The 17602-nt window shown below is 69.0% G+C and carries 17 protein-coding genes; 8 read left to right on the forward strand and 9 right to left on the reverse strand.

Annotated features, from left to right (window positions below; genetic code table 11):
- The first annotated feature begins 120 nt into the window (after positions 1–120).
- Together GT755_RS14315 and GT755_RS14320 are read left to right on the forward strand one after the other, a co-directional pair.
- On the forward strand, positions 121–798 hold the full coding sequence (locus GT755_RS14315; RefSeq protein WP_161480212.1) for a DUF4191 domain-containing protein: 678 nt from the start codon (positions 121–123) through the stop codon (positions 796–798).
- Positions 795–1571 (forward strand): class I SAM-dependent methyltransferase, encoded by a 777-nt coding sequence (locus GT755_RS14320; protein ID WP_161480213.1) that lies wholly within the window; start codon positions 795–797, stop codon positions 1569–1571. The genes GT755_RS14315 and GT755_RS14320 overlap by 4 nt, the downstream gene beginning before the upstream one ends.
- Before the next feature lie 94 nt (positions 1572–1665).
- On the opposite strand, the gene GT755_RS14325 is transcribed toward GT755_RS14320, so the two are convergent.
- Positions 1666–2118, reverse strand: a complete 453-nt coding sequence (locus tag GT755_RS14325; protein WP_161480214.1) for an RDD family protein — start codon at positions 2116–2118, stop codon at positions 1666–1668.
- A 188-nt stretch (positions 2119–2306) separates the two neighbouring features.
- Between GT755_RS14325 and glnA the strand changes: the two genes are divergently transcribed.
- Positions 2307–3731, forward strand: coding sequence for a type I glutamate--ammonia ligase (gene glnA / locus GT755_RS14330; protein WP_030450515.1), 1425 nt, complete (start codon positions 2307–2309; stop codon positions 3729–3731).
- Positions 3732–3758: 27 nt separating this feature from the next.
- Here glnA and GT755_RS14335 read toward each other — a convergent pair whose 3' ends face one another.
- Complete coding sequence (locus GT755_RS14335; RefSeq protein ID WP_161480620.1) at positions 3759–4025, reverse strand: tyrosine-type recombinase/integrase; 267 nt, start codon at positions 4023–4025, stop codon at positions 3759–3761.
- 609 nt (positions 4026–4634) lie between these two features.
- Here GT755_RS14335 and GT755_RS14340 point away from each other — a divergent pair.
- Entirely contained in the window at positions 4635–5402 is a 768-nt protein-coding gene (locus tag GT755_RS14340) for a hypothetical protein (protein ID WP_161480215.1), read from the forward strand.
- Between the two features lie 362 nt (positions 5403–5764).
- Here GT755_RS14340 and GT755_RS38585 read toward each other — a convergent pair whose 3' ends face one another.
- The 3 genes from GT755_RS38585 to GT755_RS14355 all read right to left on the reverse strand — a co-directional run bounded on the left by GT755_RS38585 (position 5765) and on the right by GT755_RS14355 (position 8128).
- Complete coding sequence (locus tag GT755_RS38585) at positions 5765–6532, reverse strand: NUDIX domain-containing protein (RefSeq protein WP_202610032.1); 768 nt, start codon at positions 6530–6532, stop codon at positions 5765–5767.
- A gap of 127 nt (positions 6533–6659) precedes the next feature.
- A complete protein-coding gene (locus GT755_RS14350; RefSeq protein WP_161480216.1) occupies positions 6660–6956 on the reverse strand; it encodes a hypothetical protein in 297 nt (98 codons plus the stop codon).
- Positions 6953–8128 carry a hemerythrin domain-containing protein gene (locus tag GT755_RS14355; RefSeq protein WP_161480217.1) on the reverse strand — a complete coding sequence of 392 codons (1176 nt, stop codon included), beginning with the start codon at positions 8126–8128 and terminating at the stop codon, positions 6953–6955. The genes GT755_RS14350 and GT755_RS14355 overlap by 4 nt, the downstream gene beginning before the upstream one ends.
- Before the next feature lie 52 nt (positions 8129–8180).
- Here GT755_RS14355 and GT755_RS14360 point away from each other — a divergent pair, with 52 nt between their 5' ends.
- Positions 8181–8819, forward strand: coding sequence for a TetR/AcrR family transcriptional regulator (locus tag GT755_RS14360; protein WP_161480218.1), 639 nt, complete (start codon positions 8181–8183; stop codon positions 8817–8819).
- Positions 8820–8876: 57 nt separating this feature from the next.
- Positions 8877–9773 carry an IS982 family transposase gene (locus GT755_RS14365; protein WP_161480219.1) on the forward strand — a complete coding sequence of 299 codons (897 nt, stop codon included), beginning with the start codon at positions 8877–8879 and terminating at the stop codon, positions 9771–9773.
- Between the two features lie 19 nt (positions 9774–9792).
- On the opposite strand, the gene GT755_RS14370 is transcribed toward GT755_RS14365, so the two are convergent.
- Together GT755_RS14370 and GT755_RS14375 are read right to left on the reverse strand one after the other, a co-directional pair.
- Entirely contained in the window at positions 9793–10932 is a 1140-nt protein-coding gene (locus GT755_RS14370) for a Fic family protein (protein ID WP_161480220.1), read from the reverse strand.
- Positions 10933–10970: 38 nt separating this feature from the next.
- Positions 10971–12140, reverse strand: coding sequence for a hypothetical protein (locus tag GT755_RS14375; RefSeq protein ID WP_328794346.1), 1170 nt, complete (start codon positions 12138–12140; stop codon positions 10971–10973).
- A gap of 173 nt (positions 12141–12313) precedes the next feature.
- Here GT755_RS14375 and GT755_RS14380 point away from each other — a divergent pair, with 173 nt between their 5' ends.
- Positions 12314–12802, forward strand: a complete 489-nt coding sequence (locus GT755_RS14380; protein ID WP_161480222.1) for a DUF11 domain-containing protein — start codon at positions 12314–12316, stop codon at positions 12800–12802.
- A gap of 13 nt (positions 12803–12815) precedes the next feature.
- On the opposite strand, the gene GT755_RS14385 is transcribed toward GT755_RS14380, so the two are convergent.
- Positions 12816–15761: a bifunctional [glutamine synthetase] adenylyltransferase/[glutamine synthetase]-adenylyl-L-tyrosine phosphorylase gene (locus tag GT755_RS14385; RefSeq protein WP_161480622.1), complete on the reverse strand. Its 2946-nt coding sequence runs from the start codon at positions 15759–15761 to the stop codon at positions 12816–12818.
- Between the two features lie 185 nt (positions 15762–15946).
- Complete coding sequence (locus GT755_RS14390; RefSeq protein ID WP_328794347.1) at positions 15947–16651, reverse strand: type 1 glutamine amidotransferase; 705 nt, start codon at positions 16649–16651, stop codon at positions 15947–15949.
- A gap of 43 nt (positions 16652–16694) precedes the next feature.
- On the opposite strand from GT755_RS14390, the gene GT755_RS14395 reads away from it, so the two are divergent.
- The gene (locus tag GT755_RS14395; protein ID WP_161480224.1) at positions 16695–17558 is read left to right on the forward strand and encodes an alpha/beta fold hydrolase; all 864 of its coding nucleotides are present in this window, start codon (positions 16695–16697) and stop codon (positions 17556–17558) included.
- The last annotated feature ends 44 nt before the right edge of the window (positions 17559–17602 follow it).

Genomic DNA, 17602 nt, shown 5'->3' on the forward strand with positions numbered 1-17602 from the left:
CTTCCACTGCCCGCGCGGAGGGGGATCACACCGAGATTTATTACGGTTTTATAACTACGGCTCCGATCGGGTCCGGTCTCGTTTTCACGATTGGAGCCCGGGATTTGTATCCTTCAGGGCATGGCGAAGGACTCGGCGAACCCAGGCCGCATCAAGCAACTCCGGATGGTCGCTCAGATCATCAAGAAGGCCAACCCCAAGGGGATGCCGATCGTATACGCGACGGTCGTCGCGGTCATCGCGCTGGCGGTCGTCATCGGCCTGCTGACCGGCGCGTTCTGGTACGTGCTGATCCTCGGCATCCCGGTCGCGCTGCTGGCCGGCATGCTGCTGTTCGGCCGGTTCGCGCAGCGCGCGCAGTACTCGTTGCTCGACGGCCAGCCCGGCGCGGTCTACGCGATCCTCCAGGGCATGCGCGGCAACTGGATGGTCGAGGAGAAGCCGGTCGCGGTCAACCGCGAGCAGGACCTGGTCTTCCGCCTGGTCGGCTACCCCGGCGTGATCCTCGTCTCCGAGGGTCCGGGCAGCCGCGTCCAGAAGATGCTGGTGGCCGAGAAGAAGCGGGTCCAGCGGGTCGCCATCGACGTGCCGGTCTACGACGTGCAGTGCGGCGACGGCGAGGGCCAGGTTCCGCTGGCCAAGCTCCAGCGCCACCTGATGAAGCTGCCGCGCAACCTGAAGAAGCCGGCCGTCTCCGAGGTCAACAACCGCATGCGGGCGCTGACCCCGTCGATCCCGATGCCGAAGGGCCCGCTGCCCAAGGGCGCCCGGTTGCCGAAGGGCGTCCGCCCCCGGTGACCACTCCGGACAGCCTCACCTCGTCCCGGGCCAACCGGGGCTACTGGGACTCCGCGGCCGACGACTACCAGGCCGAACACGGCGCGTTCCTGCGTGACGACGGGTTCGTCTGGTGCCCCGAGGGCCTCGACGAGGCCGAAGCGGGGCTGCTCGGCGACGTGCGCGGGCTGACGGTCCTGGAGGTCGGCTGCGGCGCGGGCCAGTGCGGGCGCCACCTCGCCGCCCAGGGCGCCTCGGTGGCGGCCTTCGACGTCTCGCACCGGCAGTTGCAGCACTCCCGCCGCATCGACCTCGATCTCGGTACGGCCCTGCCGGTCGTGCAGGCCGACGCCGAGAAGATCCCCTTCCTCGCCGGCACCTTCGACCTGGCCTGCTCGGCCTTCGGGGCCATGCCGTTCGTCGCCGACGCCGAGGGCGCGCTGCGCGAGGTGGCCCGGGTGCTGAAGCCGGGCGGGCAGTTCGTCTTCGCCGTGTCCCATCCGATCCGCTGGGCCTTCCCCGACGACCCGGGCCCCCGCGGCCTGACCAGCGACCGCTCCTACTTCGACCGCACGCCCTACCTGGAGCGCGACGACGCGGGCGAGGTGACCTACGTGGAACACCACCGCACGATGGGCGACTGGATCGCGGCGATCACCGGGGCCGGGCTGCGGCTCGACGAGCTCATCGAGCCCGAGTGGCCGTCCGGGCACGACCGGGTCTGGGGCGGGTGGAGCCCGCTGCGAGGCCGCCATTTCCCGGGAACGGCGATCTTCCGGGTCACGTCACCCTGATCACCGCACGCGGCCGGTCGGCGCCGGTCACGGCGACCGGCGCTGGGCGGCGGTCGGTGCCGGGGTGGGCGGAGCCGTAACGGAATGGAAGCTTTTACTTCTCCCGGAGCACGACGGTCCGGGCGAAGCGGTCGTGGAGGCCGCGCTGGTCCTTGTCGAAGATCAGGGCCGGCACCGCCAGGATGAGCAGGACGGTCCGGATCAGCACCGCCTTCGGCGACGGCTGGCCGCCGTCGAGCGTGGCGACCCTGATGTTGAGCAGGCGCATGCCGAAGGTCATGCCCATCGTGCCGACGAGCAGGACGTATTCGAGGGCCAGGATGCCGATGGTGACCAGGGCGGCGTCGGTGCCGGTCAGCCGGAGCAGCCCCTGACTGATCGCCCACGCGCAGATCAGCCAGTCGATGAACAGCGCCCCGAGGCGTCTGCCGAATCGGGCAATGGAACCTTTACCCTGCTCAGGCAGGCCCAGTCGCTGTCCCGGATAGTCTTGAACGGCAGGCGTGCCGCTCAGCCAGGTCTGCGTCCAGCGGGGTTCTCTGCTCATGACTCCAGAGTAATGGCCGCCCTATTCGGTCGTAACGATGACCTGCGGCGACGCCGGTAGTTACACCCTGCGGTCAGGTTTCGACAGCGTGCTTCCCATTAACACGTGTGAAACAAACGAGACATGGGACGGAAACGGCACAGTCCTACTTTCAGTCTGCTAAGCCAGTGCCCCTGGGAGGTTCGAGAGTGTTTAACTCCGCCGACGACGTCCTGTCGTACATCCGGGACGAAGGCGTGCAGTTCGTTGACGTCAGGTTCACCGACCTGCCGGGGACGACGCACCACTTCACTTTCCCCGTCGAGAACTTCGGCCCGAACGTCTTCTCCGACGGCCTCATGTTCGACGGGTCGTCCATCCGAGGTTTCCAGGCCATCCACGAGTCGGACATGCTGCTGCTGCCCGACCCGTCCACGGCCGTGCTCGACCCGTTCCGCCAGCACAAGACGCTCAACATCAACTTCTTCGTGCACGACCCGCTGACCGGCGAGGCCTACAGTCGCGACCCGCGTAACGTGGCGCGCAAGGCCGAGGAGTACCTCAAGGGCACCGGCATCGCCGACACGGTCTACTTCGGCCCCGAGGCCGAGTTCTACATCTTCGACGACGTGCGCTTCCAGACCAACCAGCACTCGTCGTTCTACTACATCGACTCGATCGAGGGCGCCTGGAACACCGGCACCGCGACCGAGGGCGGCAACCTGGGCTACAAGCCGCGCTACAAGGGCGGCTACTTCCCCGTCCCGCCGATGGACCACTTCACCGACCTGCGTTCGGAGATGGTCCGCCGCCTCATCGACTCGGGCATCGAGACCGAGATGCAGCACCACGAGGTCGGCACCGCCGGCCAGGCCGAGATCGACTTCCGCTTCGGCACGCTGCTCAAGACCGCCGACAAGCTGATGCTGTACAAGTACATCATCAAGAGCACGGCGCTGGAGTTCGGCCACACGGTCACCTTCATGCCGAAGCCCATCTTCGGCGACAACGGCTCGGGCATGCACTGCCACCAGTCGTTGTGGAAGGACGGCGAGCCGCTGTTCTACGACGAGGTCGGCTACGCCGGCCTGTCGGACATCGCCCGCTACTACATCGGCGGCCTGCTCAAGCACGCGCCGTCGCTGCTGGCCTTCACGAACCCGACGGTGAACAGCTACCACCGTCTCGTGCCCGGCTACGAGGCGCCGGTCAACCTGGTCTACTCGCAGCGCAACCGGTCGGCGTGCGTCCGCATCCCGATCACGGGGTCGAACCCGAAGGCCAAGCGCATCGAGTTCCGGGTGCCCGACCCGTCGTGCAACCCGTACTTCGCGTTCGCGGCCATGCTGATGGCCGGCATCGACGGCATCCGCAACAAGATCGAGCCCCCGGAGCCGGTCGACAAGGACCTCTACGAGCTTCCCCCGGAGGAGGCGCGTTCGGTGCCGCAGGTGCCGGGCTCTCTCCCCGAGGTGCTCGACGCCCTCGAGGCCGACCACGACTACCTGCTCGAGGGTGGCGTGTTCACCCCTGACCTGATCGAGACGTGGATCGCGTACAAGCGCGAGAACGAGATCGACCCGATCCGGCTGCGCCCGCACCCGCACGAGTTCGAGCTCTACTACGACGTCTGATCGGTGACCGCGCGGTGACCTGCATGGTTATCGCGCGGTGCCGTGCTGGTTCTGCCTCAGTTCCGTCCGAGCGGTGAAAACCGCGTCGATCGCGGCGCGGGTCGACACGTCGGAGTCCGGCCACAGGTGCCCGTAGGTGTCGAGCGTGGTCTTGGCGCTCGCGTGCCGTAGCCGGGCCTGGACGACCTTGACGTCAGCGCCCGAGGCGATCAGGAGCGATGCGAGGTAGTGCCGCAAGTCGTGGAACCGGAAGCCCGTAGGAAGGTCCTGTACCTTGCTGCGGGCTTTTCGTATTGCGCGTTCAAGCTTCCAGGGGCCAGCCGGCCTGCGCGCCGCTGTCGTCCGTCAGGAGTCCTTCACCGCTGCGGCCTGCCAACGTGTGCCGAGAGGACGTAGCCGAGTGACGCGCTTCAGTCGCCTTGGACTTCTCCGGGATCCGCCCGCTCGGTGAAAACTTCCTGTACGTCTTCAAGGTGGCCCTGACCGGGCCGCACACGCCGCTCTCTCGGCACGCCGCCGGCCGCTTATGCTCCCGGCAACGGCTAAGAGCACGGCCGGACGACTGGCGCGGACGGGGGAAGGGCCGTCGGCGACCAATACAGAACCTGCACAGGACGGGGTTCGGAGATTGCCCAGACCTGAGACCGGCTGTTGTTCGCCTCTGGCGGGGACGCTCCGGCTCCGGGATCGGCCTTACCGTCGCTCCGGCTGGGGCGCGGGGTGCATCCCGTCTGCCGTCGACCCAGGCAAAGCGCAGCCGACCGCCTCCTCCGCGGTGGGCCGAAGGCAGATGGCAGGGGCAGGAACCTGCACTCGGGTGCGCTCGTTGGGAAAATGAATAAGTATCTAGACCTTCCCGCATTCACATGGATAGTTACTACGCGAAGATGCGCCGGGTGAGCCATGAGGGAAAACTGGGACCAGCGGGTAATAAAAAGGGATGTCAAGTCATGGCTTGGCCCACGACTCATCCTGGCAGCTCTCCTCATAAATCTGATCTGGGAGATCATAAAGAACAATCTCGATCCAGACATTCGCAAGCAGTGGCCTTGGCGACTGATAATCCTCGACCTTTCCGCAACTGCAACCCTGGCCGGGATAATTGCAACACTAATTCTCGCGCGCATCCAGTTATCGAAATCGACGCATCCATATCTCACATGGACCGCACACCAAGAGCCCAGTAGATTCATACAGAACTCACAAAGGACTCTACACCTGAAGAACGCCGGCCCCGGCCGAGCCATTGTTCATGATGTGAAATACAGATACTCTTTATCCGGAGAATCGAACAACAATGCAGACCCTCTCAGCACATGTGAATGGCAGAGCCGGGGAGACGTTGTCGCTCGAATCGAGAACGCTGGGCTATCTCATCACGCGGACTTTGCAATCCTCGCCCTCCACAAAGGCGCCGGCATCCCGCCTTCGGGAGCATCGGACCCAGGAACCGAGATAGTCGCCCTAAACAATAAGGCAATGTCGGTTCTAGCGCGCCTGGACATGCGACTCCAAGTCGTTGACACTGCCGGCGATCGACATGAACGTATCATATGGTGCATAAAGCGATCACCTTATGATCATGTTCGCCGAGTATTTGCTTTTCATCAAGATGTCGAGACGGCAGAGGAAAATACCGATGCGGAGAAATACCTCGAACAAGGCCCATAAAAACACTGGGTCCAGCTGCGCGGCGTCAGGATGACGCCACCACCTCGCTCACCACACGTAATCGACACCGGTGAAAGCGCAACCTGCAAGTCGCCTACCCTCGGTATGCCCGCAGCGCGGACCCCTATCAGAGAATCACGAGGACGCAAACACCCAGTGCACATTCGCCCCGGTCGTCATTCGGCAGCTCAGAGAACGGGATCTCAAAAGGCCCCCCAAGCCGACAGCAGCGGTCCGACTCAAAAGCCCGAGCAGCTACGCACCCGAGGTGGTGAAACACTGGAAGTCTCCGAGAGACGTTGAGAGCCGTATCTCCTGTCAGAGATCTACTGGGGGAACCGCAGGTGCTGGTTCGAGCTCTACTACGACGTCTGATCGTCGACTCGGGACAGGCCACCGGTTTCCGCCGGTGGCCTTTCTCTTTTCCCTGCGAACCAGGTGGCGATCGAGCGTTTGTAGTTCTCCGGCATCCGTAGCGCGGCGGCCTCCGGTGCGGTGAACAGGCCGATCTCCCCGTGTTCGTCGCTGAGGACCCGGGGCTGGCCGGTGGTGACTGTGACGCCGTAGGTGACGATCAGGGCGTCGGCGCCCTCGGCGATGCGGTGCTGCCACACGTCGAGGATCGGGCCGATCTCGGCCTGCCAGCCGGTCTCCTCCTCGATCTCCCGGGCCAGGCGGCCGGCCGGGTCCTCCCCTGGTTCGAGGCGGCCGCCGGGGAGTTCCCATTCGTCCCGTTCGTTGCGGAGCAGCAGGACGCGGTCGTCGCGGACGACGACGCCCTTGACCGAGACGGGGAACCTCGGAGGGGGCTGCCGGGCCGGTATCCCGGCCCGTTCGGCGACCTTCGCCACGTGGGACTCGTAGTCCCTCCGGGGGTCGTCACTGAAGGAGGCGAGGGCGATGAGGGCGGTGACGGCGACGTCGCACAGTTCGTCCACGACGTCCTGGCGAGTGTTGGTGCGGGCCTTGCGGGGGTTGTGGCCCAGCAGGCCGATCACGGCCTCGGCGGCCTCGCCCGCCTCTTCGGTGATCTTGAGGACGCGGAGGAGCGGGCGTTCCGGGCCGTCGGGGCTCGACCGGTCGAGCCACTCCACCAGACCGGCCAGCCGCTCCCACGAGATGTCGCTCATGCACGTCTCCCCTCGACGCTTCGTCGGCCACGGTCACCAGGGTGCCCGGCGACCGACGGCGAACGGGAGCCGTGCGCTACCGGTCGTTCCGTGACCTGATGGTCGGGGTGTACGCCAAGGCGCTCGTTCAGCCGAACTGCGTTCCGGCCATCAGCGGCGTGCCCCCGCACGTCGCCGCTGAGCTCGTCCCGGGACCGGGCGTGGCCCACGGGCCGTAGGTGGTGGAGCGCCAGACCATCCCGCCCGGCCCGGCGACGGTCATGCAGGTGATCCAGGCCCGGTAGGAGCCGTCGCCCGTCGTGCAGGCGACGATGTAGGTCTTGTAGTCGTGACGGCCCGTGCAGCCCGAGGGGGCCGCTGCGGCTGGAGCTGCCAGGGCGCCGAAGAGGACCGCGACGGCGAGGCCGGTCAGGGCGCGTCTCATGACGCCCATCTGAAGGCGACGCGGTGCTCGCGGAGGAAGCGGCGGCGGGTCAGGGCCAGGAGCAGCCGCAGCATCGGCCCGGCGTCGGCGAGGGCCTCGCGGAAGGTGTCGGGGGGCACTTCCAGCGCCGTCCACGGCAGGGTGAAGCTCAGGTCGGCGAGCTTGAACTCGGCCTTGGCGGCCTGCTCGCTGTCCTGCCAGGCCGCCAGCGACAGGTGGCGCTGGATGAGCGGCAGCGCCTCGGTCTCCTCGTGGGCGAGGTGGTCTTCGAGCACGTCGCGGAAGCGGGTGACGTCGGCGGCCAGGGTCTCGCGGGTGCGGGCGTCGGGGATCAGGGCCATCCCCCGGAAACCTTCGGCGCACCTGTCGAGCAGCGGGTCGATCAGGTCGTGCTCGGCCTCCATCGCGGCCATCGTCGCTGCCACGTCGGCGCGTTCCCGGACGCGGGGCCAGATCGCGGTGTCCTCGATGGTGTGGTGGTGGTGCAGCGTGGTGGCGAAGGCGGTCCAGCGGCGGGCGAGGGCGGCCCAGGCCTCGTGGTCGGTGAGCGGGGTGGCGGGCACCGCGCGGGACAGGTCGCGCAGGTCCCGCCGGAAGGCGTGGTGCATCACGTACATGGTGCCCAGCGGGATCGGGCCCTCGGCCGTGCATGCCTGACCCAGCGAAGGCTGGCGGGCGTTGGCGCGGCCTTCGACCAGGTCGGCCATGCGGTCGAGCGAGCGGGCCATGTCGGGGCGGCGGTCGCGGTGGCGGGGCAGCATCAGGGCCGCCGCGCGCTGCTGGCCCCGCGTCATGCGGCGCACCATCTCGTAGGCGTGGGTGACCCGGGTGCCGCCGTCGGCGGGCTCGAAGCGGTAGCTCCAGATCGTCGAGTCGGTGACGCGGCCGGCCGGGACCGTGCGGAACGCGAACTCGCGTCCGGGGTCGGCGGCGACGACCTCGCACTCGCGGGTCCAGCGCCATAAGCCGTACACATTGAGCCCTTGGAACCGCGCGCCCACCCCGCGCCCGTCGCCGAGCCAGTCGCACCGGCGGGTCTCGGGGCTCCATTCGGGTGTACGGGTGACGTCGGCCACCCATTCGTAGAGATGGGCGGGGTCGGCCGCGATGACCCGCGACACGCTCCCCTCCGGACGCAGGGCCTGGGGCGGTTCGGTGGTCGTGGCCGCCATCACGTCTCCTTTGCTACAGTATTCGAACCAGTCGAACTTGATTGGATACATGATGACTGTAGCCAAAAAGCCGGACGCGTCAAGGCGCTACCGCTCGCCCCTGCGCGAGGAACAGGCCCGGCGCACCCAGGCCGCCGTGATCGAGGCCGCCACGGCGTGCTTCGTCGAGAAGGGCTATGCCGCGACGACCATGAAAGACGTCGCCGCCCGCGCCGGGGTGTCGGTGGAGACCGTCTACGGCCAGGGCGGCAAGGCCTCACTGCTGCTCGCCGCCGTCGACCGCGCCCTCGCCGGCGACGACACCCCCGTCCCGGTGATCGAACGCGCCCCGCTGCGCGAGGTCATGGAGTCACCCGACGCGCACGCCGCCCTGCGCCGCTTCCGCGACGTGGTGGTCGAGGGCATGCCGAAGGCCCTGCCGCTCATGCACGCCTTCCACGTCGCGGCAGGAGGCGACGCGGAGATCGGGGCGGCGTACCAGGTCTACGAGCAGCGCCGCCTGGCCGACATGACGAAGATCGCCGAGTCGCTGGAACCGGGGCTGCGGGTGCCGACGGCGGAGGCGGCCGACGTGATCTGGGCGCTGTTCAGCACCCCGGCGATCCACGCGCTGATGGTCGACCGGGGGTGGGGCGTGGAACGCTGGGCCGACTGGGTGATCTCGGTGCTGGAACGGACGCTGCTCGACTAGACGAGTAGTTCCAAAAGCTGGCTTCTCAGACGTGGGGAGGGTGTCCAACATCGGGTTGTGACGACCGAATTAGACACCCTCTTGACGGCACTGTACGTCCACATCGATGACCGATTGAAGACCCGACGGCGACGTGGACGCCCACCCTGGCTCACCGATGCCGAACTGCTCACCCTGGCCGTGGCTCAGGCCATCCTGGGATTCCATGGCGAAGCCCGATGGCTGCGCTTCGCCCACGCCCACCTGCGCGGCATGTTCCCCTACCTGCCCCAGCGGCCGGGCTACAACAAGCGTCTACGCGCGGCGTTGCCGCTGGCCAAGGCGGTGATCCGGTCGCTGGCGGCCGACACCGACCTGTGGCTGGACTCGTGCTGGATCGTGGACTCCACCCCGGTGGAGTGCGTCCGCTCCCGGCCTGCCGTGCTGCGCTCGGACCTGGCCGGCTGGGCGAGCTACGGCTACTGCCACTCCCACTCGCGCTTCTACTGGGGGCTGAAACTTCATCTGATCTGCACCCCGGCCGGTCTGCCGATCACCTGGGCCCTGGCCGACCCGAAGGTCGACGAACGCCAGGTGCTGATGGCCATTTGCGACCTGGAACCCGACCTGCTGACCGCCCGGCCCGGGCTGCTGATCCTGGCAGACAAGGGCTACATCGCCGCTGAGCTCGATAGGTTCCTGGCCGCCCGGGGTGTCAGCCTGCTGCGGCCTTCCTACCGCAACCGCGGCAGACCTCGTCCGGGGGAAGCGCTGCTCAAGACGGTCCGCCAGCTGATCGAGTCCGTCAACGACACCCTGAAGGGCCAGCTCGGCCTCGAACAGCACGGCGGCCGGACCATTGAAGGCGTCGGTGTCCGGGTGGCTCAGCGGATTCTGGCGTTGACCTGCGCGATCTGGCACAACCGCACAACCGGAGCGCCAATAGCCCGATCATTGATCGCTTACGACCACTGAGCCATTCGGAACTACTCGTCTAGGCCTGCCGGTAGGGATCGATGAGCGTGAACGGCTCGCGGGCGATCTCGCGCACCTCCTCGGGAAACCGGGGTCCCACGGTGTAGAAGCGGGCCCTGGTCCGCCCGACCGACTCGATGACGCCCGCGACCGTGAGGTCGCGGAGATCCCGCTGCGCCTGCTGCACGCTCAGGGCCTCGGCCTGTTCGTAGCGGCTGCGGCGCACCCGGCCCTCCATGGCGACGTCGTGCAGGGCCGTGGCCATGCGGGAATCGAGGCCCAACGCCCGGACGAACGCCTCAAGCGCCTCCCACACCCGGCCCGAACGTTCGATCCGCTTCGCCACGGTCTGCGCCTGCTGGTGATAGGCGACCAGGTTGAACCGCACCCACGACGAGACGTCCTGGTCAGGCCGGTAGTCGGCGCCTCGGGCGGCCAGCTCGCGATAGTAGTCCCAGGTGTTTCCCGGGCGGCCCAGCCACGCCTCGATGGAGGAGAACTCGGGCGCCAGCACCCCCTCACGGCCGATCATGAGCGTCTGCAGCGACCGCGACAGCCGCCCGTTGCCGTCGGCCCACGGGTGGATCGAGACGAGATGCAGGTGCGCCATCGCGGCCCGGACCAGCGGATGGCTGCCGTCGAGCGTGTTCAGCCAGTCGACCAGTTCGGCCATCAGCGCGGGCACGTCCGCCGCGCCGGGCGCCGTATAGGCGGCGATGCTGGGGTCGCGCGCGTCGCTGACGTAGACCGGCCCGCGCCGCCACTGGCCGGCGGGCGAGCGCGGAGTGTGCCGATGGCCCTGCAACATCCAGTGCAGTCCGTTGAGCAGCCCTTTTCCATAGCGGAAGTCGGCGGCGTCGTGCAGCGTCTGGACGTAGGTCATCATGCGCTGGTAGGCGAGCGTCTCCTCCCGGTCGACGGCGGAGACGTCGACGTCGCGCTCCCCCGCGAACAGGTCTTCCACGTCGACCGTGGACACCCGGAACCCTTCGATGGAGTTCGACGCTGCCACCAGATCGGCGGTGAGGTACTTCCGCATCCCCGACGTCCATTTGGCGGGGGCGGCCCGCACCTGGTGCCGCAGAGCCTCCCGCATCTGGTCGATCTCTTCCAGCACCCTCTCGTCGGAGCTGGTCGGTCGCGGGGTGGGGTACAACATGCGTCCATAATAGGGTGACGCAATCACCGCGTCATAGCTTAGCCCTGGGAGGTGCTCGGGGCCTTCGACTTCAGGCCGGTGAGGCGGCGGAGCATGTCCCACCAGAACGACGAGCCGAACAGCAGCGCCACCAGCGTCAGCAGGAAGCCCGGCCAGTGGCTCGGGCTCTTGAGCCGGTCCCACCAGTCGCCGCCGCCCCACTTCCACACCGGAGTCCCCGTGCCGGGGATCTCCACGCTCACCGGGGCGTGGGTGAAGATCTTCACGAAGGCCGGGGTGCTCAGCACCTCGGTCACGCACACGTAGGTGTCGGCTCCGGGCGCGCACTGGTCTTTGATCGGGGCCAGGGCCTCTTCGCCCTGTTCGGCGAAGGCGGCGATGGCCGAGCGGTAGGCGCTGTCGTTGAGCAGGGTCTTGCCGTATTCGAGGGAGTCCATGCTGAACACCAGGGTCACCACGAGCGACAGCATGCCGACCGCGACGCGCACGTAGCGGCGGTAGAGCACGGTCAGGCGTTCCATCTCACCGTCGAACCACTCTTCGACGCCCTTGCGGAACGTCTCCAGGTCGACCCCGGCCTTGGCCCACAGGCCGGCCAGCGGGCGGTAGAGCGGGGAGTCGAGGCGCTTCAGCTCGGCCAGCAGGGCGTCGACGCCGCCGCGTTCGCTGGCGATCTCCAGGAGGGCGACGCTGAAGCGGGACGGGGGGATCTCGGCGATCGAGGTCTTGCCCTGGCGGGCCTCGTCGATCTCCTGGAGCCGCTCGTGGAGCAGGTCGGTGAAGGGTTCGCCCTGGTGGGCGGGGGCCTGCTCGGGGGTCGCGGGGGCGATGTCGACCGGGGCGGGGCTGGGGCTGAACTTGGGGCGGGGGTCCTTGCCGAAGGGGAGTTTCACGAAGACGCCCAGGACGGTCGCCGGCAAGCGGGACCGCGTGGAGTTGCGGACGGGCGGCAGCAGGTCGGCGAGGGTGCTGCGGAACCGGCGGCCCAGCACGGTGACCCCGCGCAGGCGGCGGTCGAGCCACCGGAGGAACCCGTTCACCCGGTGGATCTGCTCGCCGCCGTCGAGGGTGTCGCGCAGGTAGGCCCAGAGGAATTTGCTCCGGATGCCGAGTAATCGGACGATGCCCTCGTTCAACCCGCTGACGAGCAGGGATAAGAGCAGGAACGCCAGGATCAGGCCGATGGCCAGATCTACGTAGTACGACACCACTGGACCGTGATACACCCCTGCGGGCGGCACCGCAACCGGGTGATCACCCTTCGTGCCCGCGGAATACGATCCCCCACCGGAGCCGAACGCCGGACCTGCGGATTTACCCGGTCCTATTCTTGGTCGCCGTTCATTCCCGGGAAACTCCGGGTGGCGATTCGGGGGAATCCATGACGTATTCGGAAGAAACGGCGCGCCCTTCTTCGATTTCCATCACTGTCGACGCCGACCGCGAGACCGTCGGGCCCGGCGACCGGGTCACGTACACCACGACCGTGCGCAATCTCGGGACCGGCGACAGCCCGGCCCTCGACGTCAGCCACGCCCTGGCGCCCGGCCTGGTGCTCGTCTCCGCGCGTCCCGAGGGACGGCTCGTCGCCGACGGCGTGCACTGGACGACCCGGATCCCCGCGGGTGCGGACGCCCGGTTCACGGTCACCGTCGACGTGGGCGGGCAGGCGGGCGCCCGCCCGCTGACGGCCGTGGCGTGCGTCGCCCGTGCGGGTGACGACACGCCTCTCGTGTGCGCGACCGACGCGGCCACGGCGCGGGCCGAGGTGCCGTTCTGGTGGGGGGCCGTCGGGGTACTGGGGGTGCTGCTGGTCGTCGCCGTGCTGGTCGCGCTGCGCAGGCGGTATCCGTTCGACCGCTTCCGGTGATCAGTCCCGGTGGTCAGTCTTCGTAGAAGACCCGCTCCACCACGGCCCGCGCCCGGCGGGTGGTGCGCCGGTAGTCGTCGATGAAGTCCTCCGACCCGTCCGGCGGATAGCCCAGGGCCCGCGACACCAGTGCGCGTTCGCGCACCAGGCCGGGGATCGAGTCGGCCGACCGGCCCTTCACCAGCATGATCGCGTCGCGGACGCGGGAGGCGAAGCGCCAGGCGTCCGCGAGGGTCTGCTCGTCGGCCGCGTCCAGCAGTCCCTCGCCGACCGCCGAGCGCAACGTGTCGAGGGTGCGCGTGGTGCGCAGGGCGGGGACCGTGCCCGCGTGGCGGAGCTGGAGGAGCTGGGCCACCCACTCCACGTCGGACAGGCCGCCGCGTCCCAGCTTCGTGTGGAGGGTCGGGTCGGCGCCGCGGGGCAGGCGTTCGGCCTCCATCCGGGCCTTGAGCTTGCGGATCTGCAGCAGCGCGTCGGGGGCCAGGCCCTCTTCGCGGTAGCGCAGCGGGTCGATCAGGGCCGTGAACTCGGTGCCCAGGTCGAAGTCGCCGGCGCAGAAGCGGGCCCGCAGGAGCGCCTGGGCCTCCCACGGCGACGACCAGCGTTCGTAGTAGGCGCGGTAGGAGGAGAGCGTGCGGACCAGCGGGCCCTGGCGGCCTTCGGGGCGCAGGCCCGCGTCGACGGCCAGCGGCGGCTCGGGCGTCGGGAGGACCAGCAGGCGGCGCAGCTCCTCGGCGACCGCGTGGGCGGCGTCGGTGGCGTCCTTCTCCTCCGCGCCGGGGAGCGGGGCGTGCACGAACATGACGTCGGCGTCGCTGCTGTACGAGCACTCGAAGCCCCCCAGCCGCCCCATCGCGATGACCGCCATCCGGGTCGGGAACTCGCCCCGGCGTTCCTCGGTCACCTTGCGGACGGCCGCGTTGAGCGCGCCTTCGATGGTCGCGTCGTTGAGCTCCGACAGCGCCTGCCCGACGCCCTCGATGTCGAGGTGGCCGCCGAGGTCGGCGCAGGCCACCCGGAACAACTCGCGCCGGCGCAGCGCGCGGACCGCCGCCACCGACGACTCGGCGTCCTGGCCGTAGCGGGCGACGGCCGCGTTGGCCTCGGCGTGGAGGGCCTCGACCGGGCGGACGGCCAGGTCGGAGGCCGAGCCGAGCATGGCCACCGCGTCGGGTGAGTGCAGCAGCAGGGTCGTGACGTAGCGCGAGGTGCCGAGCAGCCGGGCCAGGCGTTCGGCCACGGCCGTCTCGTCGCGGAGCATGCGCAGGTACCAGGGGGTGGCGCCGAGCTTGTCGCTGATCTGCCGGAAGCCGAGCAGGCCCGCGTCGGGGTCGGGGGCGTCGGCGAACCAGCCGAGCATGACCGGCAGCAGCGTGCGCTGGATCGCCGCGCGCCGGGAGACGCCGCTGGTCAGCGCGCTGATGTGGCGCAGGGCCCCGGACGGGTCGGCGTAACCGAGCGCCTCCAGCCGCACGTGAGCGGCCGACGTCGACAAGCGGGCCTCCTCTGAGGGCAGCCGGGCGGCGGCCTGGAGCAGCGGGCGGTAGAAGAGCTTCTCGTGCAGCCGCCGCACTTCCAGCGCGTGGCGCTTCCAGGTCGTGGTGAACTCGCCGACCGGGTCGGTCACCATGCCCAGACCCCGGCCGATCCGGCGCAGGTCGGCGCTGTCGGACGGCACGACGTGGGTGCGCCGCAACCGGTGGAGCTGGAGCAGGTGCTCGACGTGGCGCAGGAACGAGTAGGCCTCGGCCAGCGCCTTGGCGTCGTCGCGCCCGACGTAGCCGCCGCGCGACAGGGCGGCCAGCGCGGGCAGGGTGGCCCTGCGGCGCAGCAGCGGGTCGGTCCGGCCGTGCACGAGCTGGAGGAGCTGCACCGCGAACTCGATGTCGCGCAGCCCGCCGGGCCCGAGCTTGATCTGCCGCTCGGCCTCCGAACCGCGTACGTGGGCCTCGACCCGGCGGCGCATGGCCTGCACGTCCTCCACGAAGTTCTCGCGGGCGGCCGCCTCCCACACCATGTCGTTGACGAGCTCGACGTACTCAGCGCCGAGTTCCATGTCGCCGGCGACCGGCCGCGCCTTCAGCAGTGCCTGGAACTCCCAGGTCTTGGCCCAGCGACGGTAGTAGGTGAGGTGGCTGTCGAGGGTGCGCACCAGCGGGCCCATCTTGCCCTCGGGGCGCAGCCCGGCGTCGACCTCCCACAACGAGCCCTCGGGGGTGCTGGTCGAGCAGGCCCGCATCATGGCCTGAGCCAGCTTGGTCGCCGACTTCAGGGCCAGCGCCTCGTCGACGCCCTCCTTCGGCTCGGCCACGAAGACGACGTCGACGTCGGAGATGTAGTTGAGCTCGCGGGCGCCGCACTTGCCCATGCCGATGACGGCCAGCCGGGCCTGCTCCCAGCCGGGGGTCTCGGCGCGCGCGATGGCGAGCGCGGCGTCGAGGGCGGCGGCGGCCAGGTCGGACAACTCGGCGGCGATCTCGGCGAGGGTCAGCACACCGGTGACGTCGAGCCCGGCGAGGTGGAGCAGGCGGCCACGGTAGGAGGCGCGCAGGGCGTCGAGGGCGTGCTCGCCCGAGGCGACCGGCTCGGGCCGCGCGGGGTCGGCGCCGACGGCGAACAGCAGCTCCTCGCGGTGGGTCAGCGGTTCTTCCGGGTCGGGGCCGGTGACGTGTTCGGGGTGGCGGACCACGTGGTCGCCGAGGGCGGCGCTCAGGCCGAGCACCCGCAGCAGGCGGCGGCGCAGGCCGGGGTCGGCGCGCAGCGCGCCGAGCACGCTCGGGTCGCGTTCGACCAGCCGGCTCAGCGAGGTCAGGGCGAGGTCGGGGTCGGCGGCGGAGACCAGGTCGTCAAGGAGGTCGAAGTCGGCGACGGCCTCGGGGCCGAGCGCGTCCAGCAGCCGTTCGGCCCTGGCGCCATCGGCGAATCCGAGGCGGGCCAGGCGCCCGGCGGTGGTCTGCATCCGGAACGCGGCGTTCACCGGTCCTTCCTCCGCCTCGATGTCCGCGACGTCAATGCGCAATGGTCTTCCTTTTCCAGGAGGAATCCTCGCGACATGACCACTTGACCTGTTACCCCGCGTTTCTCAGTTTCATGGCCGTGTCGCAAACTTTCGCACACGGTAACCCCACGGCTTGTGCGACGTCGTTAGTGGTTTCGGACCGTAATCGAGCCACTACGCGCGTTTTCCGCGACGACCGCCGCGAACGCCTCGGCCAGCGGCCTCCATGCGGCCACCAGACCAGCTTCGGCCGCACTGACCTGCTCGTTCAACTCTTCGGCGGGGTGTGTTGTCAACTCCGTCGTCCACTGCGCGAAAATGGCCGGAGTGGCCTCCGGGTGGAATTGCACCCCCCACGCGTTATGCCCTATACGGAACGCCTGGTGGGGATACTGGGCGCCTGTGGCGATCAGCACCGCTCCATCCGGAAGGACGGTCATCGCGTCCTGGTGATACTGGATCGCCGGGACCGGGCCGGTCAGATGGCCGAACAGCCGGTCGTCCGCCACCGGCACGATCTCGCCGAGCCCGACTTCGAGGCCGTTTCCGCCGCGCGTAACCTGGCCGCCACATGCGAGGGTCATGAGCTGGGCGCCCAGGCAGACGCCGAGGGTCGGCACCTCGTGCTCGACCGCGGCGCGCAGCAGCGCCCGGGTGGCGGGCAACCACGGGTGGTTCTCGTCGTCCCACGCCGACGCCGCGCCGCCGAGGACCAGCAGGCCGTCTCCGGGGTCGCCGGGCAGGGCGTCGCCCAGGTAGGGCCGGTGGACCACAACGTCACCGAGCCACCCGGCGAAGTAGCCCAAACCGGCTTCGGCCTCGTGTTCGATCACGGTCACGCGCGCACTCACCCCCCGAGCATAAACAGGCGTGTTCGTGGGACAGGATGGCGGGATGTACGTAGAGAACGTCCCCGTGCCCGGCGGCGAACTCCGCCTGGCCCGGTTCGGCGCCGGCCCCCGCCTGATCATCGCCGTGCACGGCATCACCGCGTCGCTGATGGCCTGGGCGGCCGTCGGCGAGGCCCTCCCCGAGGGCTGGACGCTGGCCGCGATGGACCTGCGCGGCCGGGGCCACAGCCGCGACGTGCCCGGCCCCTTCGGGCTGCGGGCGCACGCCGACGACGTGGGGCGCGTCGCCGAGCATCTGGGCGCCGACGAGACGACGGTGCTGACCGGCCACTCGATGGGCGCCTATGTGGCCGTGCTGCACTCCGTCCAGCGGACCTACGCGAAGACGGTGCTGGTCGACGGCGGCCTGCCGCTCCCCCTGCCGCCCGGCCGGGACGTCGACCAGACGCTGGAGGCGACCCTCGGCCCGGCCCTCACCCGACTTAGCCAGATATTTCCCGATGAAGATTCTTATGTCGCCTTTTTTCAACAACACCCTGCCTTGCAGGATTGGTCGCCGGCCGTCGAGCGCTATGTCCGTTACGACGCCCTGCCCGTCGAGGGCGGGGTCCGGTCGCGCGCGGTCGAGGAGGCGGTCCGCACCGACGGCCGCTGGTTGTTGTCGGAGACGGACGCCATCAGCGCCGCCCTGCACGCCATCGCCCACCCGTTGTCGCTGATCAGGGCCCCTCGCGGGCTGCTGAACCAGGAGGTGGGCCTGCTCCCCGACCCCCTGGCGGAGGCCTGGCGCGCGGAGCTGCCCGCGCTCGCCGACGAGGTGGTGCCCGACTGCAACCACTACACGATCGCGTTCGATCCGCGCTGTGTACGGGTTCTGGTCGAACGTCTCACCGATATACGGCAATAGCCATTTCTGTTGCGCGCCGCAGGAAATTTCCTGAAACTGTGGAC

Origin of the sequence: Herbidospora solisilvae, from assembly GCF_009901565.1 — a bacterium.
Lineage (GTDB): Bacteria > Actinomycetota > Actinomycetes > Streptosporangiales > Streptosporangiaceae > Herbidospora > Herbidospora solisilvae.

Bases quoted from the DNA above. Each gene is read 5' to 3' on its own strand.
- GT755_RS14315 (WP_161480212.1), top strand. From the start codon at position 121: ATGGCGAAGGACTCGGCGAACCCAGGCCGCATCAAGCAACTCCGGATG.
- GT755_RS14325 (WP_161480214.1), bottom strand. From the start codon at position 2,118: ATGAGCAGAGAACCCCGCTGGACGCAGACCTGGCTGAGCGGCACGCCT.
- GT755_RS14340 (WP_161480215.1), top strand. From the start codon at position 4,635: ATGAGGGAAAACTGGGACCAGCGGGTAATAAAAAGGGATGTCAAGTCA.
- GT755_RS38585 (WP_202610032.1), bottom strand. From the start codon at position 6,532: ATGAGCGACATCTCGTGGGAGCGGCTGGCCGGTCTGGTGGAGTGGCTC.
- GT755_RS14350 (WP_161480216.1), bottom strand. From the start codon at position 6,956: ATGAGACGCGCCCTGACCGGCCTCGCCGTCGCGGTCCTCTTCGGCGCC.
- GT755_RS14355 (WP_161480217.1), bottom strand. From the start codon at position 8,128: ATGGCGGCCACGACCACCGAACCGCCCCAGGCCCTGCGTCCGGAGGGG.
- GT755_RS14360 (WP_161480218.1), top strand. From the start codon at position 8,181: ATGACTGTAGCCAAAAAGCCGGACGCGTCAAGGCGCTACCGCTCGCCC.
- GT755_RS14370 (WP_161480220.1), bottom strand. From the start codon at position 10,932: ATGTTGTACCCCACCCCGCGACCGACCAGCTCCGACGAGAGGGTGCTG.
- GT755_RS14380 (WP_161480222.1), top strand. From the start codon at position 12,314: ATGACGTATTCGGAAGAAACGGCGCGCCCTTCTTCGATTTCCATCACT.
- GT755_RS14385 (WP_161480622.1), bottom strand. From the start codon at position 15,761: ATGCAGACCACCGCCGGGCGCCTGGCCCGCCTCGGATTCGCCGATGGC.
- GT755_RS14395 (WP_161480224.1), top strand. From the start codon at position 16,695: ATGTACGTAGAGAACGTCCCCGTGCCCGGCGGCGAACTCCGCCTGGCC.